The sequence below is a fragment of the Amycolatopsis sp. NBC_01480 genome, assembly GCF_036227205.1.
GTDB lineage: Bacteria > Actinomycetota > Actinomycetes > Mycobacteriales > Pseudonocardiaceae > Amycolatopsis.
This window is the reverse complement of the sequence record NZ_CP109442.1, coordinates 4323051-4341327: the sequence shown is the minus strand read 5'-3', so window position 1 is coordinate 4341327 and position 18277 is coordinate 4323051. Positions and strand designations below refer to the sequence as shown.

Genomic DNA, 18277 nt, shown 5'->3' with positions numbered 1-18277 from the left:
GTCATCGTCCCCCCATCGAATAGTTCTCCGCGAAGCGCGCGAACTGCCGCAACGACTGCCGCACCCCCAGCTCGAACGCCGGCCGCAGCACCGGCCAGGCCAGCTGCCCGGCCACGCCGAACGGCAGCTTCAGGTGCTCCGCCCAGACGAACGTGCAGCGCACCGCACCCTTGGCCACCACCTGGAACACGCCCGTGCCCTGCACCACGCTGCCGAGGTGGCGCACAGTGCACCGCAGCGGCGGCTCCCAGGCGGTGATCTCCATCGTGTCCGTGAAGCCGATCCCGGCGACGCCGGTGAACGCGGCGATCTTGGAGCCCACGCTGCGGCCGTTGCCTTCGACCACCCGCACCGAGGTGCCGAGCATCCACTCGCCCTGGCGCGTCCAGTCGGTCAGCGCCAGCCAGGTGGTCCCCGCCGGCGCCGCGACGTCGACGGACAGCACCAGGTCACTCACCAGTGGCCCACGGCTGCGCGCCCGCCTCGTGCACCTCGTGCGTCTCGCGGGCCTCCAGCTCGGCGACGCGGGCCCGCAGCCCGTCCAGCTCCACGCCGAGGCGCCGCATCACCCAGTCCACTTCGGACATCTTGTAGCCGCGCAGCACCAGCTGGTAGTGCACCTGCTGCACGTCCTCGCCGGTGATGTCCTCGGCGGGCAGGCGCGTGGGCGAGCTGCCCGGCGGCAGCGGGGCCAGCTCCTCGCCCCGGCCGAACACCACCGCGGCGAGCAGGAACACCACGGCGGCCACCAGCAGCATGACTACGAGGTAGATCAGCGCGGTCGTCACGTCACGATCGTGGCACACCGGCCCCGGGACCGTCGCGCGAGCACGACGAGCCACGCCGGGGAGCGGCCTTGAAGGCGTCCCCGGCTGGCCCGGCTCGACGGCGCCGACCACCGGTTGCCCCCGGTTTGTGTCCGATGTGGACGACGCTCACCCGGGCAGCCGGCCGGCCCGTGCCTCGCGCATCGGCGGCCGGTCCAGGACCGGGATCTCGGTGACGTCGGGCAGCCATTCCCCGGAGACCTGCACGAACTGCGTCAGCTGCGCGGCGGAGTCGGTGGGCACGCCGCAGCGGGAAAGTGCCGTGCCGAGGATCTGGCGGGCCATCACACCCAGTTGCAGCAGCGAGCGGTTGCGGTGCTTGCGCACGCCGAGGTTGACCTGTGCCAGGGCGTCGAGGCCGTGGCGGGCCTCGGCGTCGAGCAGCAGCCCGATCTCCACGCCGTAGCCGCCCGCGAACGGCACCGACTCGAAGAACTCGCGGGTGCCCGCGTACTCGCCGCCGAGCGGCTGCACGAGGTCCGACAGCGCCGGCCGCAGCGCCGAGAGCACGGGCCGGGCCAGCAGCTCGGTCACGCGGCCGCCGCCGGTGCTCTCGAGCCGCAGCGGACGGCGGTAGAAGCCCTTGACCAGGTGCACGCCGGACTCGGTGAGCAGCGGCCCGAGCAGCGAGGGCACAAACGCCGGGTCCGGGTCGACCAGATCGGAGTCGAGGAACACCACGAGGTCGCCGGTGGTCGCCGCCAGCGACCGCCAGAGCACCTCGCCCTTGCCGGGCCGGGGCGCGAGGCCGGGCAGCACGTCCTCGCGCCGCACCACCCGCGCGCCGGCGGCTTCGGCGCGCGCGGCCGTCGCGTCGGCCGAGCCGGAGTCCATCACCACCAGCTCGTCCACGACGGTGCCGAGCAGCGGCCGCACGGACGCGACGACGCCACCGACCGTCCGCTCCTCGTCGAGCGCAGGCAGCACGACGGACACCGTCCGGCCACGCTTCGCCGCGAGGATGTCGGCGGGCGCCCACCGCGGCTCCTGCCAGGTGCGACGTTCGAACCAGGTCATGCGGCCGATCGTGCCATGCTGGGGAAGCCGCCCGGCCCCACTGGAGGGAGACCCCTTGCTGCCCCTGCTCCTCCGTTTCGTCGTCGGCCCGCTGGTCCGCGTGCTCTACCGCCCGCGGGTCGAGGGCCTGGCGAACATCCCGGCCGAAGGCCCGGTGCTGCTGGCCTCCAACCACCGGGCGGCGCTCGACACCGGTGTGATCACCTTCACCACCCCGCGCCAGGTCCGGTTCCTGGGCAAGGCGGAGTACTTCACCGGCAAGGGCCTCAAAGGACGGTTCATCGCCAAGTCGCTCGACGCGCTGGGCTACGTCCCGGTCGAGCGCGGCAACGCCCAGGCCGGCCTCGCCGCCCTGGAGGCGGGCCGCAAGGTGCTGGAGGCGGGCGGCGTCTTCGCCATCTACCCCGAGGGCACCCGCTCGCTGGACGGCCGGCTGCACCGCGGCCACACCGGCGTGGCCGCACTGGCCCTCTCGACCGGTGCCAAGGTCGTCCCGGTCGCCCTGTTCGGCACCGAGGGCATCCAGCCCGGCGGCGCGAAGATCCCCCGGCCGGCCAAGATCAAGGTCGTCTTCGGCGAGCCGCTGGACTTCTCCCGCTACGAGGGCCAGGACTCGTCTTCGGCCATTCGCCGCTCGGTCACCGACGAAATCATGTACATGATCCTGGAGCTGTCCGGCCAGGAGTACGTGGACCGTTATCACAAACGCCCCGACGAAGGTGCCGCCTGACCTCTTCCGGCCATTACCCGGGTAAATATCGGCGCGGTTGTGCCGTGACCTGGCCGAACGGAAATGGCCCCGCGGGAAACAACACGACCGTGACAGACCGGACAATAGGTTCACGGCCGATAACGCGGGATCGGTTTTCCAGCCCTGGCGCACCGGTCGGAGTTCGGTCATACTCACCAGTAGCACCGCTGGTCGGGACCGTGACAGCCGGACCGCGGGTGCCACAGGCGCATTCACCGGAAAACACTACTTTCTCCGGTTACGCCAGATGGTCCAGTCCAGTAAGGACCGACTACTCAGGCGGAAAGACAGCGGGACAAGAAGGCGAATATCGCTAATCGGTATTGCCACCCGCGCACTGCGTCAGTAACCTCTCACCCGCCGTCACCGGCATTCGTTCCGGTTCACGACTCCCTTGCGGTTCCGGGAATTCGCGGTGCCGGCTGTCGCCGCCTTCGCCCTTCCACGGATGGGAACCCGCATGCCCGTCAGCGCCTCAGCAGTCCACGACGACCTGGCACGGTTGTTCGACGCGGTGGACAGGTGGGCCGAGCGCACCCCCGCCGGGACCGCCTTCGCCGCGCCCGACGGGACGCTCGACTTCCGCGGGCTGGCCCGGCACACGGCGTCGATCGCCTCGGCGCTGGCTGAAGCCGGAACCGGGGCGGGCACCGTGGTCGGGGTGGCCATCGGCCGCTCCCGGCTCGCCGCGGCCGGCCTGCTCGCCGTCTGGCGGCTCGGCGCGACCGCCGTGCTGCTCGACGACCGCCACCCGGCCGAACGGCTCGCCTTCGTCCTCGACGACGCCGGCGTCGAGGTGCTGCTGGCCCACGAGGCTGCGCCGGTTGCCGGTGACCGGCGCAGGGTCGATCCCGAAACCGCGCCGGAAACCGCCGCCGCACCAGAGGCTGTGTCCGCCGAACCCGGCGAAGTCGCGTACATCGTCTACACCTCCGGTACCACCGGACGGCCCAAGGGCGTCGAGATCACTTACGGCGGCCTGGGCGTTTTCCTTGCGGCGCTGGCGGAAATCGGCCTCACGCCGGGCGGGATGGGCGTCAACGCGCTGTCCCCCGCGTTCGACGGCTGGCTGTGGTGCACCCTGCTGCACCTGCTGCACGGGCAGGGCACCGCGATCATCGACCTCACCGACGAGCGCACCGACGAGGTCGACCTGGCCCAGCGCATCGCCGCGATCGGCCCGCGCACGGTGGTGCTGACCCCGTCGCTGATGGCCGCCTGCACGGACGCTTTGTCGACCGCGGAAGTGGTGGTCGTCGCCGGGGAACGCTGTCCCCGCGGCCTGGCCGAGCTGCTGGCGGCGAACCACCGCGTGCTCAACGTGTACGGCCCGACCGAAGCCACCATGGCCGCGACCTGGGCCGACACCGCCCGCGGCGACGACGTGTCGACGATCGGCCGCGCACCGGCCGGATACCGGACCTTTGTGCTCGACGAGGACTGGCGGCCCGTTCCGGAGGGGACGCCGGGTGAGCTGTATATCGGCGGCGACGCCCTCGCCCGGGGCTACCACGACCAGCCGGCGCTGACCGCCGAGCGTTTTGTGGCTGTGCCGGGGATCGCCGACCGGCTCTACCGGACCGGCGACCTGGTCTCGGCCCGGCCGGACGGCCAGCTCGACTACCTCGGCCGCACCGACGACCAGGTGAAGGTGCGTGGTTTCCGGATCGAGCCGGCGGAGCTGGAGAAGGTCGTCGAGGAGCTGCCCGCGATCACCACGGCGGCCGCGTTCGTCCTGGAATCCGGTGCGGCGCTGGGCCTCGCCGCCGTCGTGGCGGCCGGGCACGACCTCACCGCCGGCGCCGCGATGGTCCGGGAACACTGCCGCGCCAAGCTGCCCGAGCACCTGGTCCCCGCCGTGGTCGACTTCGTGTCCACGCTGCCCGCCACGGCCAACGGCAAGGTGGACCGGGCTGCGCTGAGCCGGGCGTCCGCCGAAGCGCACGCGTCGACCGGACGAGCGCCGAGTACCCCCAGGGAAATGGAGGTGTGCGCGGCCTGGAGCGAGCTGCTGGAGCGCCCGGTCACCGACGTCGACGCCGACTTTTTCGAGCTGGGTGGCCATTCCCTGCTCGCGGCGAGAGCCGTGGCGGCGCTGCGCCGGTCCCCCGGCGTCCGGTTCTCCATCACCGTCCTGCTGGCCAACCCGACCCCAGCCATGCTCGCGCGCGAACTGGACCGGCGAACAGAGCCGAAGACCGAGAGCGTGCGCCCGGCGTCGTGGCTGGTTGCCTGGCACCCCGAGCCCGCCCAGCGTCCGACGCTGCTGTGTCTGGCTCACGGCGGTGCCGGCTGCGGCCGTTACCGCTCCTGGCAGGACCGGCTCGGCGACGAAGTTTCCGTGGTCGGCGTCCAGCTTCCCGGGCGGGAGAACCGCTGGCGCGAGGAGCATCCGTCCACAATGGCCGAAGCGGCCGAAGCCGTGGCGGCCGAGGTCGCCGGGCTGGTCTCGCCCACGGCCCCGCTGATCGTGTTCGGGGAGAGCTTCGGCGGCCTGCTGGGCTACGAGGTCGCGCGCCGGCTGGGCGAACGCGGACGGCCACCGGCCGCGCTGGTGATCGCGGCCAGCGACCCGCCGCACACCTGGGCCGGCAACAGCGACCGGTACGGCAGCGACGCCGTCATCCAGAAGCTGCTGGACAACAGCCCCGCGGAAGTCAAGGCGCTGGACGAGGACGCCCGGGAGTACACCCTCGGCATCATGCGCAAGGACGGTGCGCTGGCCTCGACCTTCGTCCTGCCCGCCGAAACCCGGCTGGACTCGGCCGTCCACGTGTGGGGCGGCGACACCGACAAGCTGGTCACGTCGGCGTCACTGGACGAGTGGAGTTCTTACACCGCCAAGGAATTCCACCGCCGGCAGTTCGACGGCGGCCACATGTTCGGCACCGAGCTGGCCGGCACGACCCTGCCGCTGCTGGCGAAGCTGCTGACCGCCGGGGGTGCCTCGTGCTGATCGACCTCACCGACCAGAAGGCGTTTTCCGGCACCGGCTTCTGGCAGGACCTGGCCTGGCTGCGCGAAAACGACCCGGTGCACTGGCACCCCGAGCTCGACGGCCCGGGCTTCTGGGCGGTGACCCGGTACGAGGACGCGCTCGGCGTCTACCACGACTGGGAGACCTTCAGCTCCCGCAACGGGATGCGCCTGGAGACCAACCCGGCGGCGGTGGCCGCGGTGACCCAGCGGATGCTGATCGTCTCGGACCCGCCGGACCACTCGCAGCTCAAACGCGTGCTGGCCAAGGGTTTCTCGCCGGCCGAGATCCCGCACGCCGAGGACCTGATCCGGCGGGTGGTGCGGGAGCTGCTGGCCGAGGCGCTGCGGGACCGGGAAATCGACATCGTCGACCTGGCGCGACGGGTCCCGACCCGGGTCGTCTGCGCGCTGATGGGCGTCCCGCGCGAGGAGTGGGACTGGCTGGGCGGCACGATGAACGCCGCCTTCGAGGGCGAGGACGAGCAGAGCCGGCTGGCCGCGCACGCCGAGATCTTCCTGTATTTCTCGGAACTGGTGACCGAGCGGCGCGCGTCCCCGGGCGACGACTTCGTCAGCCGCATCGCGCACGACCGGCGGGCCACTTCGGTGCCGGGTGAGACGCGGCTGCTCTCGGACGAGGAGATCGTCGTCAACTGCAACGGCGTGCTCGCCGGCGGCAACGAGACCACCCGCTACTCCGCCGGCGGCGCGGTGCTCGCGCTGCTGGAAAACCCGTCCCAGTGGGAAAAACTACGCACCGAGGGCCGCTCGATCCTGCCGACCGCGATCGAGGAGGTGCTCCGGTGGACCACGCCGGGCGTGCACGTCCTGCGCACCGCCACCCGGCCCGCCCGGATCGCCGGCACCGACATCGCCGAAGGCGACCGCGTGACGGTCTGGAACGTCTCGGCCAACCGCGACGAGGCCGTCTTCACCGACCCGGAACGGTTCGACCTGGCCCGCACCCCGAACAAGCACCTCTCGTTCGGCGGCGGACGGCACCAGTGCCTCGGCGCCCGCCTCGCGCGGCTGGAGCTTTCGGTCTTCCTCGAGGAACTCGTCGCCGGGGTCGACTCGATCGAGCAGACCGGGGAACCGGATTACACCGCGTCGAACTTCACCTGGGGCGTCCGGCATCTGCCGGTGCGCCTGACCCCGGCGCGGTGACCGTCAAGGAGTCCTTGCCCGCGTCCGACGCCGGTAAAGAGTCCTTGACGGCGTCGGACCCGGCTCAGTCCCGGCGCCCGCGGGCCGCCACGGTCATCCAGGTGTAGTCCACAAAGGACGGCGTCTGGTACATCGCGAACGCCTCGTCGAGTTCCTCGCGGGTGATCAGGCCGGTGTCCAGCGCGTGCTGCTCGACCAGTTTGGTGGTGTTCATCAGCCAGTGCGCCAGATCCTGGCCGCCGCGGGCCGGCACGATCGACCCCTCCGCCGAGCAGTCGGCCAGCCCGGCCGCCTCCAGCGGGATCGGCAGCGTGCGGGCCCAGTCCGCGGCCGTCCCGACGCGCTCGGTCATGACCTGCGTCAGCACCGCCATGGACCGGCGGGTCGCCGGGTGCGAGGCCAGTTCGGGCATCGTCGTGCCGATCTCGAGCAGCAGCCACCCGCCGGGCTTGAGCCACGACGCCATCCGCTTGATCACCGCTTCCCGCGAGGGCAGGTGGTCGAGCACGAAGCGGGTGTGGATGAGGTCGAACTCGCCGGGCGCGTCATCGGTGGTGACGTCGTGGTGCAGCACCGTCACGCCGAGATCGGCCAGCGGGCCGAGGAACTTGAGGCTCAGGTCCGTCGCCACCACGTTCTCGGGCCCGGCCAGCTCGGCCATCCGCCGGGCCACCGAACCCGCGCCGGCGCCGACTTCCAGGCACTGCCAGCCTGGCTGGACCCCGAGGTCGTCGAGCTGCCGGAGGCTGAACGGGTCGAAGATCCGCTCCAGCAGGAGCAGCCGCCGGCGCTCCGCCTCCGCTTCGGTGTCGACGAAGTTGTTCCAGCCGATCGCCTGCGACATCAAGGATTCCTCTTCACCGTGAGTCAACGCGCGCCGGAGCGGCCCGCCTTCATGCGTAGCTTCGTGAAACGTCCGACTCGTCCGGGTCCTCTTCGGCGATGGCCAGCACCGGGGCCAACGTCCGCAGTTCCTCGTCTTCGGGTGCTTCGTGGTAGCCGTCGAGCAGCGGGGAACCGGACAGCAGCGCCGCGCCGACCGCGAGCAGCACCGCCCCCAGCGCCGCGCCGAGCAGCCACCACCCGCCCCGCACCTGTTCGTGGAACACGAGCACGCCCCAGAGGACCGCCACCACGGGGTTGGCGAGGGTGATGCCCGGCTGCGAGGCGACCAGCCGCCCGGCCTGCAAAGCGTTCTGCAGCAAGACGAACGCCGCCGCGCTGACCAGGATCAGCGCCCAGGTCTGCCAGGTGGTGACCAGCGCCCCCACGCCGTGCCCCACCGCCGCCGTGACCGGTTTGACCACCACGGCGATCAGCCCGGCGCCCATGCCGGCGGCGATCCCGGCCAGCGCCGTGCGGGCCACCCGCCCGGCCCACCGCGAGGCCAGCAGGATCCCGGCGACCGCCGCGACCGTGACGCCGAGCCCGATCAGCCAGGTGCCCAGCGGGACCTCGTCCGCGTGGCCGCCGTGCGGCGAAAGGGCCAGCAGCAGCACGACGAGGCCGAGCGTCATCGACGCGATCGCCGCCCATTCCCGGTAACGCAGGCGTCCGCCGAGGATCAGCTGGGACAGGATGAGCGTGAACGGCAGCTCCATGACCACCAGCAGCTGCACCGTGGTGACCGTGCTCTGCGACAGGGCGAGCGCGTGCAGCCCGAACTCGGCCAGCATGGTGGCGATCCCGGCCAGCCAGAGCGGGCGGTGCCGGATCATCAGCCACAGCTGCGCCCACGAGAACCCGGGCCGCTCCGGCTCGGACTGGTTCGCCTTGCGCAGCAGCACCAGGCCCAGCCCGCTGACGGCGGCGGCGAGCAACACCAGCAGGACCGCCACCGTCGAACCTCATTCCGTGCGCTCTGTCGGCGGGACAGCCCGACCTTGACGACCGGAGCCGATCCGACCACGGCAAGGTCTGCCGCGGTTGACCTGGCTTTACCCACCGAACTCGACTGGTCACAGCGAGGCGGGTGAAGGTGTCCCCACCTTCGGTCCGGCTGGAACTCGAAGTATTTTCGTATCGTACCGGTGGTGCGGCCGGTCACTCACGCACCCGGCCCGGCGGCCCTGGTACGCCGGGAGCCGAAAACCCGGGTCAGCGGACGAAGTCAGGCAGTCATCCCAAAACGGTCGAGCAGCTTCGTGGCGTCGGCGTCGATCGTGAGGAGGTCGCGGTAGCCGGTGCCGAGGAAGCCTTCCGTCACCATGTGCTCGGCGAACGACATCAGCGGCGCGTAGTACCCGGCGACGTCGACCAGCCCGATCGGCTTGGCGTGCAGGCCGAGCTGGGCCCAGGTCCAGACCTCGAACAGCTCCTCCAGCGTGCCCGCCCCGCCCGGCAGCGCGAGGAACGCGTCGGACAGCGCGGCCATCTTCGCCTTGCGCTGGTGCATGTCCGGGACGACGTGCAGCTCGGTCAGCCCGGCGTGCGCGATCTCCACCTGGGACAGCGCCTCCGGGATCACGCCGATCACCTCGCCGCCCGCGGCCAGCGCCGCGTCGGCCACCGCGCCCATGGTGCCGACGCTCGCGCCGCCGTAGACCAGCCCGATCCCGCGCTGCGCCAGCTCTTTGCCCAGCGCGGTCGCCGCCTCCGCGTACACCGGCGAAAGGCCCATCGAAGAGCCGCAGAACACACAAACCCGCATCAGTGCGTATCCTCCCAGGCCTGGTACGACTCCTGCACCACCCGCACAGCGTCGTCGATGTCGTCGGTCAGGTGCAGCAGTTTGAGATCCTTCTCGCCGATCTTCCCACCCTCCAGCACGGACTTGGCGATCCAGTCGTACAGCCCGCCCCAGTACTCGGTGCCGAACAGCACCACCGGGAACTTGGTCACCTTCTTGGTCTGGACCAGCGTCAGCGCCTCGAACAGCTCGTCCAGCGTGCCGAAGCCGCCCGGCAGGCAGATGAACGCCTGCGAGTACTTGACGAACATCGTCTTGCGCGCGAAGAAGTAGCGGAAGTTCACGCCGAGGTCGACCCACGGGTTCAGGCCCTGCTCGAACGGCAGCTCGATGCCCAGGCCCACCGAGAACCCGCCGGCCTCGGCCGCGCCGCGGTTCACCGCCTCCATCGCGCCCGGCCCGCCGCCGGTCATCACCGCGAAGCCGGCCGCGGCCAGCGCGCCGCCGATCCGGCGGCCCAGCTCGTACTCGGGGTGGTCGCGCTTGGTCCGCGCGGAGCCGAACACGGTCACCGCGCGCGGCACCTCCGCCAGCGCGCCGAAGCCCTCCACGAACTCGGCTTGGATGCGGAGCACCCGCCACGGGTCGGTGTGCACCCAGTCGCTCGGGCCGCGGGCGTCCAGCAGCCGCTGATCGGTGGTGCTGCCCTGGTCACGACGGTCGCGCCGCAGCACCACCGGTCCCTTGTGGCGCTCCACCGGGCGCTCCGGGTACTGGCCGTCGGGAAACTCAGACTCTTCGCTCACCCCCCTGAGCCTACGGCCAGCGCCACCCGGGAGAACCCCAGCGTCGCCCCGGCGGTGACCCCCGGATGACGCCCCCGTTAACACCCCCGGCGCGGATCACCGGCCCGCCCCTACGAACGGGGTGTAACGGACAAATCCCTACGAAAGTCGGGACGCCCGGCCGCCCGGCGCGAAAGCCCTGATGTTCAAGGGTTTTTCCCGATTGGTTCAGGCTCAGGTAATGGACCGCTGGGCCATTCGGCGCATTGACCGTCCTGGTGACCGCTCGTTTACTCACGGTGTCCGCGGATTCGATCAGCATCTTCCCAGCTCGAAGCCAACTTCACCCGTCCCGCTCACCGTGAACCCGTGACCCGGCAGTCGTCTCCCCCTCCCCACCGCCGGTGTGTTCGGGCTGCGGTCAGGCATTCCGAGAGGACCCCGATGACCGTCAGAAAAGTGCGCACCGCCGCCGTGGCCACCGCCGCCGGTTTGGCGCTCTCCCTGCTCGCCCTGCCGGTGACCCCGGCCGGCGCGGCCCCGGCCCAGCCCGCCGCCGACCCCCAGGCCCTCGCGGCCACGGCCTCCGACCAGGCCGCCGCCGCGGGTCTGGACCACCTGCGCAAGGGCGCGGACGAGGCGTTCCGCCGCCTCGGCACCACCCCGGGCGACGCCGGGCTGTTCTACAGCTCCTACGAGCGCACCTACCGCGGCCTGAAGGTCGTGGGCGGTGACGCGGTGGTCGTCGCCGACGGCGCCGGACGCGTCCGCGACACCGCGGCCGCCGAAACGGCCCCGATCGGCGTGGAGACCAAGGCGGCCTTCGACGCCGCCCGCGCCGCCTCCGTCGCCCGCACTCAACTGCCCACTGTGGACAGTGTGAGCGCGCCGGAGCTGGTCGTGCTGGCGGGCTCGGCGCCGAAGCTGGCGTACGAGGTCGTCGTCGCGGGCCGCACCGCGAAGGCGCCCAGCAACCTGCACGTGTTCGTCGACGCGGCCACCGGCGCCGTCCTCGACCAGCGTGACGACGTGAAGGCCGACGCCAGTGAAAGCACTGCCAGCACTGCGAGCACTGCTGTCGCCGGCACCGGCAACAGCTACTACGTGGGCAACGTCAGCATCGACACCACCGGCTCCGGCAGCTCGTTCTCGATGCGCGACCCGGGCCGCACCGGCCTCAGCTGCGGCCGTGAGGGCGGCTCGGTGTTCACCGGCACCGACAACGCCTGGGGCAGCGGCAGCGGCACCGACCTCGAGACGGCCTGCGTCGACACCCTGTTCAGCGTCCAGACCGAGTGGAACATGCTGCGCGACTGGCTGGGCCGCAACGGCATCAACGGCTCCGGCGGCGGTTACCCCGCGTCGGTCGGCCTCAACGACGTGAACGCGTACTGGAACGGCTCGTCCACGCACTTCGGCCACTCGCAGGACAACCGGCGCCAGGCCACGTCGATGGACGTCGTCGGGCACGAGTTCGGCCACGGCATCTTCCAGACCACCCCGGGCGGCGCCGGCGGCGGCAACGAGAACGGCGGGATGAACGAGTCCACCGGCGACATCTTCGGCGCGCTCACCGAGGCGTACGCCAACAACGCCAAGGACACCCCGGACTACCAGGTCGGCGAGGGCGTGAACCTGGTCGGCCAGGGCCCGATCCGCTACATGTACAACCCCTCGCTGGTCGGCGACCCGAACTGCTACTCCTCCTCGATCCCGAGCACCGAGGTGCACGCCGCCGCGGGCCCGCAGAACCACTGGTTCTACCTGCTCGCCGAGGGTTCCGCGGCCGCGGGCAAGCCCGCCAGCCCGACCTGCAACAACAGCACCGTCACCGGGATCGGCATCCAGAAGGCGGGCAAGATCTTCTACAACGGCCTGTTGAAGAAGACCTCCTCGTGGAACCACAAGGCCGCCCGCAAGGCGACGCTCGAGGCCGCGCTGGCGCTGTACCCGGGCAGCTGCACGGAATTCAACGCCGTGAAGGCCGCTTGGAGCGCCGTCAGCGTGACCGCCGCCAGCGGTGAGCCGGCCGGCTGCACCGCGCGCACCGTTAACTGAGCGGGAAGGGAAAACCCATGGAATGGAAGAGGAAGGCCGTCGCGGGCCTGACCGGGTTGACGCTGGCCCTCGGCGTGCTGACGCCCGCGGTCGCCCACTCCGCCGTCGCCGCGCCGGCCCCGGACATCTCGCTCGCGAACATCAAAACGCACCTGAACCAGTTGCAGGCCATCGCCCAGCAGAACGGCGGGAACCGCTCGGCCAGCGGTGGTTACGCGGCGTCAGTGTCCTATGTGGAGCAGAAACTGCAGGCCGCCGGCTACACCGTCACGCGGCAGACCTGCACCAGCTGCGCGGGCCGCACGCAGAACCTGATCGCGGAATGGCCGAAGGGCGACGCGAACCAGGTGCTCATGCTGGGCGCGCACCTCGACAGCGTGAGCGCCGGCCCGGGCATCAACGACAACGGCTCGGGCAGCGCGTCGATCCTCGAAGTCGCGCTGACCCTGGCGCGCACGGACCCCGCCATGGCCAAGCGCGTGCGTTTCGCGTGGTGGGCCGACGAGGAGTCGGGCATGCGCGGCTCGCGGTTCTACGTCAGCAGCCTGTCCTCGGCCGACCGCGCGAAGATCAAGACCTACTTGAACTTCGACATGATCGGCTCGAAGAACTGGGGCTACTTCGTCTACGACGACGTGGCCTCGGTGAAGGCGGTCTTCGACGAGTACTTCACGTCCATCGGCATCCAGACCGAGGGCGACAGCGAAGGCGACGGCCGCTCGGACCACGCGTCGTTCAAGAGCGCGGGCATCCCGGTCGGAGGCCTGGCGACCGGCGCCGGTGACGTGAAGACCACCGCCCAGCAACAGAAGTGGGGCGGCACCGCGGGCGCCGCGTTCGACAACTGCTACCACCGCTCGTGCGACACCGTTTCGAACATCCCGGACGCCCCGCTGGAACACAACAGCGACGCGGTCGGCTACGCGGTCTGGAAACTCGCGACCACGTGAGTGCGCGCCCGCCGTCACCTCGCCCGGCCCTCAGCCGGATGGGGTGACGGCGCGGCGTTCGCCACTCCCGCCCGGCCCGCGGATCCGGGCAGCCCGGCCCAGCCCCCTGCGCCCGGCCAGACCCGCCTTAGTTGTCTAGACCACCCGTTCGTAGGTAGTCAACCGCCGAGTGGGGCGCCTACCGTTCTTCGACAACGCCGACGGGCTGTTCTCGAGACGGGAGCCGGTATGTTCACTCGGAAGTCACGTGTGTTCGGGGCCGCGCTAACTGCGCTGCTCGCCGTCCCGATGATGTGGGCCGCGCCCGCCGGAGCGTCCGCTCAAGCCGATACCTGCGCGGTGAAATCGCGGCCGTCGGGCAAGGTTCTCCAGGGGTACTGGGAGAACTGGGACGGTGCCGCGAACGGCGTCCACCCCGGCCTCGGCTGGACGCCGATCACCAACCCCGACATCGCGGGCCACGGCTACAACGTGCTGAACGCCGCGTTCCCGGTGATCCAGTCCGACGGCACCGTGCTGTGGCAGGACGGCATGGACACCGGCGTGAAGGTCGCGACCCCGGCCGAGATGTGCGCCGCGAAGGCGGCCGGCGCCACGATCCTGATGTCGATCGGCGGCGCGACGGCCGGCATTGACCTCAGCTCGTCGACGGTGGCGGACAAGTTCGTCAGCACCATCGTGCCGATCCTCAAGCAGTACAACTTCGACGGGATCGACATCGACATCGAGACCGGCCTCACCGGCAGCGGCAACATCAACACGCTGTCCGCGTCGCAGTCGAACCTGATCCGGATCATCGACGGCGTGCTGGCGCAGATGCCGTCGAACTTCGGCCTCACGATGGCGCCGGAAACCGCGTACGTCACCGGCGGCAGCGTCACCTACGGCTCGATCTGGGGCTCCTACCTGCCGATCATCAAGAAGTACGCCGACAACGGCCGCCTGTGGTGGCTGAACATGCAGTACTACAACGGAAGCATGTACGGCTGCTCCGGCGACAGCTACGAGGCCGGCACCGTCACCGGCTTCACCAAGCAGACCCAGTGCCTCGACAACGGCCTCACCGTGCAGGGCACCACCGTCAAGGTCCCGTACGACAAGCAGGTCCCCGGCCTGCCCGCCCAGTCCGGCGCCGGCGGCGGCTACATGACCCCGGACCTCGTCTCGCAGGCGTACGGCTCGGTCTCCGGCATCAAGGGCCTGATGACCTGGTCGCTGAACTGGGACGGTTCGAAGGGCTGGACCTTCGGCAACAACGTCAAGTCCCTCGAAGGCCGCTGATCCCAGGACTCGTGAGTGTTTGTGCCGGTTAGAACCGTCATAAACACTCACGAGCCCTTGGTGCTAGCCCAGGAACTTGCGCAGCACGTCGGTGACCTGACGGATCTCCGCGAGCCGGACGTTCTCCTGCTGGGTGTGCGCCAAAGTCGGGTTACCGGGGCCGAAGTTGACCGCGGCCATGCCCCGGGCGGCGAACCGCGCGACGTCCGTCCAGCCCAGTTTGGCGGCGGCGCGGCCGCCCGCGGCGGCCACCAGCTCGGCGGCGGCGGGCGCGGACAGGCCGGGCAGCGCGCCCTGCGACATGTCCACAAGGGACACATCGTGCCCGTCGAACACCTCGCGCACGTGGGCCTCGGCCTGTGCCGCGCTGCGGTCGGGCGCGAAGCGGTGGTTGACGGTCAGCACGGCGGCGTCCGGGACGACGTTGCCGGCCACCCCGCCGGAGATGGCGGTGGCCTGGAGGCCCTCGCGGTAGGTCAGGCCGTCGATGTCGACCACGCGGGGGCTGTACTCCGCGAGCCGGCGCAGGGGCTCGGCAAGCGCGTGGATCGCGTTCTCCCCCATCCACGCCCGCGCGGTGTGCGCCCGTGTGCCACTCTTGCGGACCTCGACCCGCAGGGTGCCCTGGCAGCCGGCCTCGATCACGCCGTTCGACGGCTCCCCGACGATCGCCAGGTCGCCCGCCAGCCACTCCGGCAGCTCGCGCTCGATGCGCCCGAGGCCGTTCTTCACGGCCTCGACCTCCTCGTTGTCGTAGAAGACAAACGTGACGTCGTGCCGCGGCTCGACCAGCGTCGCGGCGAGGTGCAGGAAGACGGCGTCGCCGCCCTTCATGTCGACCGAGCCGAGGCCGTGCACCGTCTCCTCGTCGCCAGCGCCCGAGCGGCGGGACGGCAGATTGTCGTTCAGCGGCACCGTGTCCAGGTGCCCGGCGAGCACGATCCGCGACGGGCGGCCGAGGTTCGTACGCGCGAGCACGGCGTCGCCGTTGCGAACCACTTCCAGGTGCGGCGCCTGCTCCCGCAACGCGGCCTCCACCGAGTCCGCCAGCTCGGCCTCGTGCCCGGACACGCTGAACACGTCCACGAGGGCGGCAGTCAGGTCGGCAGGATCGGCGCGCAGCTCGAGCGAGGTCATACCGGCACCGTACCGAGCGGGCGCGAGGGCTACCGTGAGGGACGTGCGCACGCGAAGCTCCCTGGTCGCCCTGAGCGGCATCCTGGCCTTGGCTCTCGCCGGCTGCGGTCACGAGGCAGGCCCCACCCCCGGCCCGAACCCCGGCCCCGTCGGCCCGGACGCGCTGCCGATCAAGCTCGACGCGCTGTCCGCCGACGCCTGCTACGGCAGCCCGGAGACCCAGCTGCCGAAGGGCTGCGAGAAATACGTCACGGAGGTCGGCGGCACCGCCGGCGCCGTGCACCAGCGCGCGCAGGCGGGCAAAACCGTCGACCGGCCGCTCGACGGCGAGGCCAGTGGCCTGGACCAGGCGGTCAACTCGTTCCGGTCGGCGGGCTGCACCACCGTGCCGACCCCCGGCGGCACCTGCACGAAGGCGCTCACGGACATCGCCGCGGCCCTGGATTCGATCAAGAAACTCGTGAACCAGCAGGCCACCACGGGTTGAGGCGCGTCGCTCGGCTACCGTGACCAGCGTGAGCGAGCAGACTCCTGACCCCGAAACGACCGGCGCCGTCGGCGTCGGGCTGGCCACCGTCACCGCCGACGGGACGGTGCTGGACACCTGGTACCCGCACCCGAAGCTGACCGACGCCGGCACGAGCGGCACCGAGCGGCTCTCCGCCGCCGAGACCGCCGAGCTGCTCGGCGACGCCGCCGCCACGCTGCTGGGCCCGGACACCGACCGCGGTGTCGAGGTCGTCGCGGTGCGCGTGACGGTCGGCCGCCTGGCCGACGCCCCCACCGACGCCCACGACGTCTACCTGCGGCTGCACCTGCTGTCGCACCGGCTGGTCCAGCCGCGCGGCCAGAGCCTCGACGGCATCTTCGGCCTGCTGGCGAACGTCGTGTGGACCAACCACGGCCCCTGCCCGGTCGAGGCCTTCGAGCAGACCCGGCTGCGGCTGCGCTCGCGCGGCGCCGTGACCGTGTACGGCGTGGACAAGTTCCCGCGGATGGTCGACTACGTGCTGCCCACCGGCGTGCGCATCGCCGACGCGGACCGCGCGCGCCTCGGCGCCCACCTCGCGTCCGGCACCACCGTCATGCACGAGGGTTTCGTCAACTACAACGCCGGCACGCTCGGCGCGTCGATGGTCGAGGGCCGCATCTCGGCCGGTGTGGTCGTGGGCGACGGCAGTGACGTCGGCGGCGGCGCGTCCATCATGGGCACGCTGTCCGGCGGCGGCACCGAGGTGATCTCGATCGGCGAGCGCTGCCTGATCGGCGCGAACGGCGGCGTCGGCATCTCGCTCGGCGACGACTCGGTCGTCGAGGCCGGCCTGTACGTGACGGCGGGCACCAAGGTCGTCGTCGAGGGCAAGACCGTCAAGGCGCGGGAGATCTCCGGCATCTCGGGCGCGGTGTTCCGCCGCAACTCGGCCACCGGCGCCGTCGAGGTCGTGGCCCGCACCGGCGTGGGCATCGAGCTGAACGCGGCCCTGCACGCGAACTGAACCCGGCCTCTTCGAAGGGCGCGCTCCCCCGGCGGGGAGCGCGCCCTTCGTCGTTGATGTTCACGTGTCATTCACCTGCCCCAGCCCGTCTGAGGAGCGCATTCGCTTACGGGAGCACGGCCTTCGCCGTTCCGACGAGCAGCTTGTTCACCTACCATTCAGGTGATGACCGCCGAAGCAGCCCCCGCGACGTCCGTCCGCCGCCGTGCCCCGAAGCCGACGACCCCGGCCGAGCTGGGCCTGCCCGACGAACCCGCGAAGGCCGGGCCGCGTGACCCGGCGGCCACGCACATCCGCGCGAAGCTCGACCACGAGCTGCGCGAGCTGCTGGCCCGCGAGCCGGGCACCCGCGCCGGCGCCGACCCGGAAGACCTGCACCAGATGCGCGTCGCGTTGCGGCGTATGCGAAGCGTGCTGAAGACGTCCGGCGCGCTGGTCGGCCCGGGTGCCGAGCGGGCGCGCGCCGAACTCGGCTGGCTGGGCCAGTCGCTCGGCGAGGTCCGGGACTACGACGTGCTGATCGGCCACCTGCGCGAGGTGATCGCGACGTTCGAGGTCCGCGACCAGCCCGCCGGCCGCCGTCTGGTGTCGGCCTTCGTCACTGAGCGCTCCGCCGCCCGCAAGCGGCTCACGCGCGCCCTGTCCAGCGCCCGTTACGCGAGCCTGCTGCAGAGCGTCGCCCAGCTCACCCGCGCCCCGGACCACGAGATCGACGAGACCCCGACCGCCGATCGCGACCTGATCGCCGACGTCCGCAAGCCGTACCGCCGCCTGGCGAAAGCCGTGCGCGCCCTCCCCGCCGACCCGCCGGACGACGACCTGCACGCCCTGCGCATCCACGGCAAGAAACTCCGCTACAACGCCGAGCTGGCCCGCTCGTCGGCGAAGAAGAAGCAGGCCGCGAAGCTCGCCGCGCTGGTGAAGGCGACCCGCAAACTCCAGACCGTGCTCGGTGACCACCAGGACGCCGTCGTGGCCACCGACCGCGTCCGCGCCCTCCTGCCCGCCGCGGACGCCGAACTCGGCTTCGTCGCGGGCCGCATCGCCGAACACGAACTCCGCAAGCGCACCGAGGCCCGCGCCGCCTGGCCGGCCGTCTGGGCGCGGATCCGGGAAACCGCACTCGCCACGCACACCCCCGGCTGACCCGGCGCGGTCACTTCGACCGCCCCAATGTGGCGTTCGGTGCGTTGAGCGCAA

Annotated in this window: 17 protein-coding genes; 9 read left to right on the top strand and 8 right to left on the bottom strand. The window is 71.3% G+C overall.

Annotated elements, in window-relative coordinates; genetic code table 11:
- Position 1: 1 nt before the first annotated feature.
- The 3 genes from OG371_RS20880 to OG371_RS20870 all read right to left on the bottom strand — a co-directional run bounded on the left by OG371_RS20880 (position 2) and on the right by OG371_RS20870 (position 1844).
- Entirely contained in the window at positions 2-457 is a 456-nt protein-coding gene (locus OG371_RS20880) for an SRPBCC family protein (RefSeq protein ID WP_329071673.1), read from the bottom strand.
- Positions 450-788 (bottom strand): DivIVA domain-containing protein, encoded by a 339-nt coding sequence (locus tag OG371_RS20875; RefSeq protein WP_329071670.1) that lies wholly within the window; start codon positions 786-788, stop codon positions 450-452. The genes OG371_RS20880 and OG371_RS20875 overlap by 8 nt, the downstream gene beginning before the upstream one ends.
- A gap of 147 nt (positions 789-935) precedes the next feature.
- Positions 936-1844 (bottom strand): glucosyl-3-phosphoglycerate synthase, encoded by a 909-nt coding sequence (locus tag OG371_RS20870; protein WP_329071668.1) that lies wholly within the window; start codon positions 1842-1844, stop codon positions 936-938.
- Between the two features lie 55 nt (positions 1845-1899).
- Between OG371_RS20870 and OG371_RS20865 the strand changes: the two genes are divergently transcribed.
- The 3 genes from OG371_RS20865 to OG371_RS20855 all read left to right on the top strand — a co-directional run bounded on the left by OG371_RS20865 (position 1900) and on the right by OG371_RS20855 (position 6741).
- On the top strand, positions 1900-2574 hold the full coding sequence (locus OG371_RS20865; protein ID WP_329071666.1) for a lysophospholipid acyltransferase family protein: 675 nt from the start codon (positions 1900-1902) through the stop codon (positions 2572-2574).
- 481 nt (positions 2575-3055) lie between these two features.
- Complete coding sequence (locus tag OG371_RS20860; protein ID WP_329071664.1) at positions 3056-5551, top strand: amino acid adenylation domain-containing protein; 2496 nt, start codon at positions 3056-3058, stop codon at positions 5549-5551.
- On the top strand, positions 5545-6741 hold the full coding sequence (locus tag OG371_RS20855) for a cytochrome P450 (protein WP_329071662.1): 1197 nt from the start codon (positions 5545-5547) through the stop codon (positions 6739-6741). The genes OG371_RS20860 and OG371_RS20855 overlap by 7 nt, the downstream gene beginning before the upstream one ends.
- A gap of 64 nt (positions 6742-6805) precedes the next feature.
- On the opposite strand, the gene OG371_RS20850 is transcribed toward OG371_RS20855, so the two are convergent.
- The 4 genes from OG371_RS20850 to OG371_RS20835 form a co-directional block, all read right to left on the bottom strand.
- Positions 6806-7585 carry a class I SAM-dependent methyltransferase gene (locus OG371_RS20850; protein WP_329071660.1) on the bottom strand — a complete coding sequence of 260 codons (780 nt, stop codon included), beginning with the start codon at positions 7583-7585 and terminating at the stop codon, positions 6806-6808.
- A 49-nt stretch (positions 7586-7634) separates the two neighbouring features.
- Complete coding sequence (locus OG371_RS20845) at positions 7635-8579, bottom strand: DMT family transporter (protein ID WP_329071657.1); 945 nt, start codon at positions 8577-8579, stop codon at positions 7635-7637.
- Positions 8580-8851: 272 nt separating this feature from the next.
- Positions 8852-9391, bottom strand: a complete 540-nt coding sequence (locus OG371_RS20840; protein WP_329071655.1) for a TIGR00730 family Rossman fold protein — start codon at positions 9389-9391, stop codon at positions 8852-8854.
- The gene (locus tag OG371_RS20835; RefSeq protein WP_329071653.1) at positions 9391-10176 is read right to left on the bottom strand and encodes a TIGR00730 family Rossman fold protein; all 786 of its coding nucleotides are present in this window, start codon (positions 10174-10176) and stop codon (positions 9391-9393) included. The genes OG371_RS20840 and OG371_RS20835 overlap by 1 nt, the downstream gene beginning before the upstream one ends.
- Before the next feature lie 423 nt (positions 10177-10599).
- On the opposite strand from OG371_RS20835, the gene OG371_RS20830 reads away from it, so the two are divergent.
- From OG371_RS20830 to OG371_RS20820, 3 genes are all read left to right on the top strand, one after another.
- Positions 10600-12213, top strand: a complete 1614-nt coding sequence (locus tag OG371_RS20830) for a M4 family metallopeptidase (RefSeq protein WP_442876125.1) — start codon at positions 10600-10602, stop codon at positions 12211-12213.
- Between the two features lie 17 nt (positions 12214-12230).
- On the top strand, positions 12231-13163 hold the full coding sequence (locus OG371_RS20825) for a M28 family metallopeptidase (protein ID WP_329071651.1): 933 nt from the start codon (positions 12231-12233) through the stop codon (positions 13161-13163).
- Positions 13164-13391: 228 nt separating this feature from the next.
- Positions 13392-14444: a chitinase gene (locus OG371_RS20820; RefSeq protein ID WP_329071649.1), complete on the top strand. Its 1053-nt coding sequence runs from the start codon at positions 13392-13394 to the stop codon at positions 14442-14444.
- Positions 14445-14507: 63 nt separating this feature from the next.
- Here the strand turns inward: OG371_RS20820 and dapE are convergent, their stop codons facing one another.
- Positions 14508-15581 carry a succinyl-diaminopimelate desuccinylase gene (gene dapE, locus OG371_RS20815; RefSeq protein WP_329071647.1) on the bottom strand — a complete coding sequence of 358 codons (1074 nt, stop codon included), beginning with the start codon at positions 15579-15581 and terminating at the stop codon, positions 14508-14510.
- A gap of 43 nt (positions 15582-15624) precedes the next feature.
- Between dapE and OG371_RS20810 the strand changes: the two genes are divergently transcribed.
- From OG371_RS20810 to OG371_RS20800, 3 genes are all read left to right on the top strand, one after another.
- Positions 15625-16068: a hypothetical protein gene (locus OG371_RS20810; protein WP_329071645.1), complete on the top strand. Its 444-nt coding sequence runs from the start codon at positions 15625-15627 to the stop codon at positions 16066-16068.
- A 28-nt stretch (positions 16069-16096) separates the two neighbouring features.
- Positions 16097-17077, top strand: coding sequence for a 2,3,4,5-tetrahydropyridine-2,6-dicarboxylate N-succinyltransferase (gene dapD / locus OG371_RS20805; protein ID WP_329071642.1), 981 nt, complete (start codon positions 16097-16099; stop codon positions 17075-17077).
- 165 nt (positions 17078-17242) lie between these two features.
- Complete coding sequence (locus tag OG371_RS20800) at positions 17243-18223, top strand: CHAD domain-containing protein (RefSeq protein ID WP_329071641.1); 981 nt, start codon at positions 17243-17245, stop codon at positions 18221-18223.
- The last annotated feature ends 54 nt before the right edge of the window (positions 18224-18277 follow it).

Coding starts and splice junctions, on each gene's coding strand:
- OG371_RS20850 (WP_329071660.1), bottom strand. CDS start 7,585: ATGTCGCAGGCGATCGGCTGGAACAACTTCGTCGACACCGAAGCGGAG.
- OG371_RS20800 (WP_329071641.1), top strand. CDS start 17,243: ATGACCGCCGAAGCAGCCCCCGCGACGTCCGTCCGCCGCCGTGCCCCG.
- dapE (WP_329071647.1), bottom strand. CDS start 15,581: ATGACCTCGCTCGAGCTGCGCGCCGATCCTGCCGACCTGACTGCCGCC.
- OG371_RS20840 (WP_329071655.1), bottom strand. CDS start 9,391: ATGCGGGTTTGTGTGTTCTGCGGCTCTTCGATGGGCCTTTCGCCGGTG.
- OG371_RS20820 (WP_329071649.1), top strand. CDS start 13,392: ATGTTCACTCGGAAGTCACGTGTGTTCGGGGCCGCGCTAACTGCGCTG.
- OG371_RS20825 (WP_329071651.1), top strand. CDS start 12,231: ATGGAATGGAAGAGGAAGGCCGTCGCGGGCCTGACCGGGTTGACGCTG.
- OG371_RS20830 (WP_442876125.1), top strand. CDS start 10,600: ATGACCGTCAGAAAAGTGCGCACCGCCGCCGTGGCCACCGCCGCCGGT.
- OG371_RS20870 (WP_329071668.1), bottom strand. CDS start 1,844: ATGACCTGGTTCGAACGTCGCACCTGGCAGGAGCCGCGGTGGGCGCCC.
- OG371_RS20860 (WP_329071664.1), top strand. CDS start 3,056: ATGCCCGTCAGCGCCTCAGCAGTCCACGACGACCTGGCACGGTTGTTC.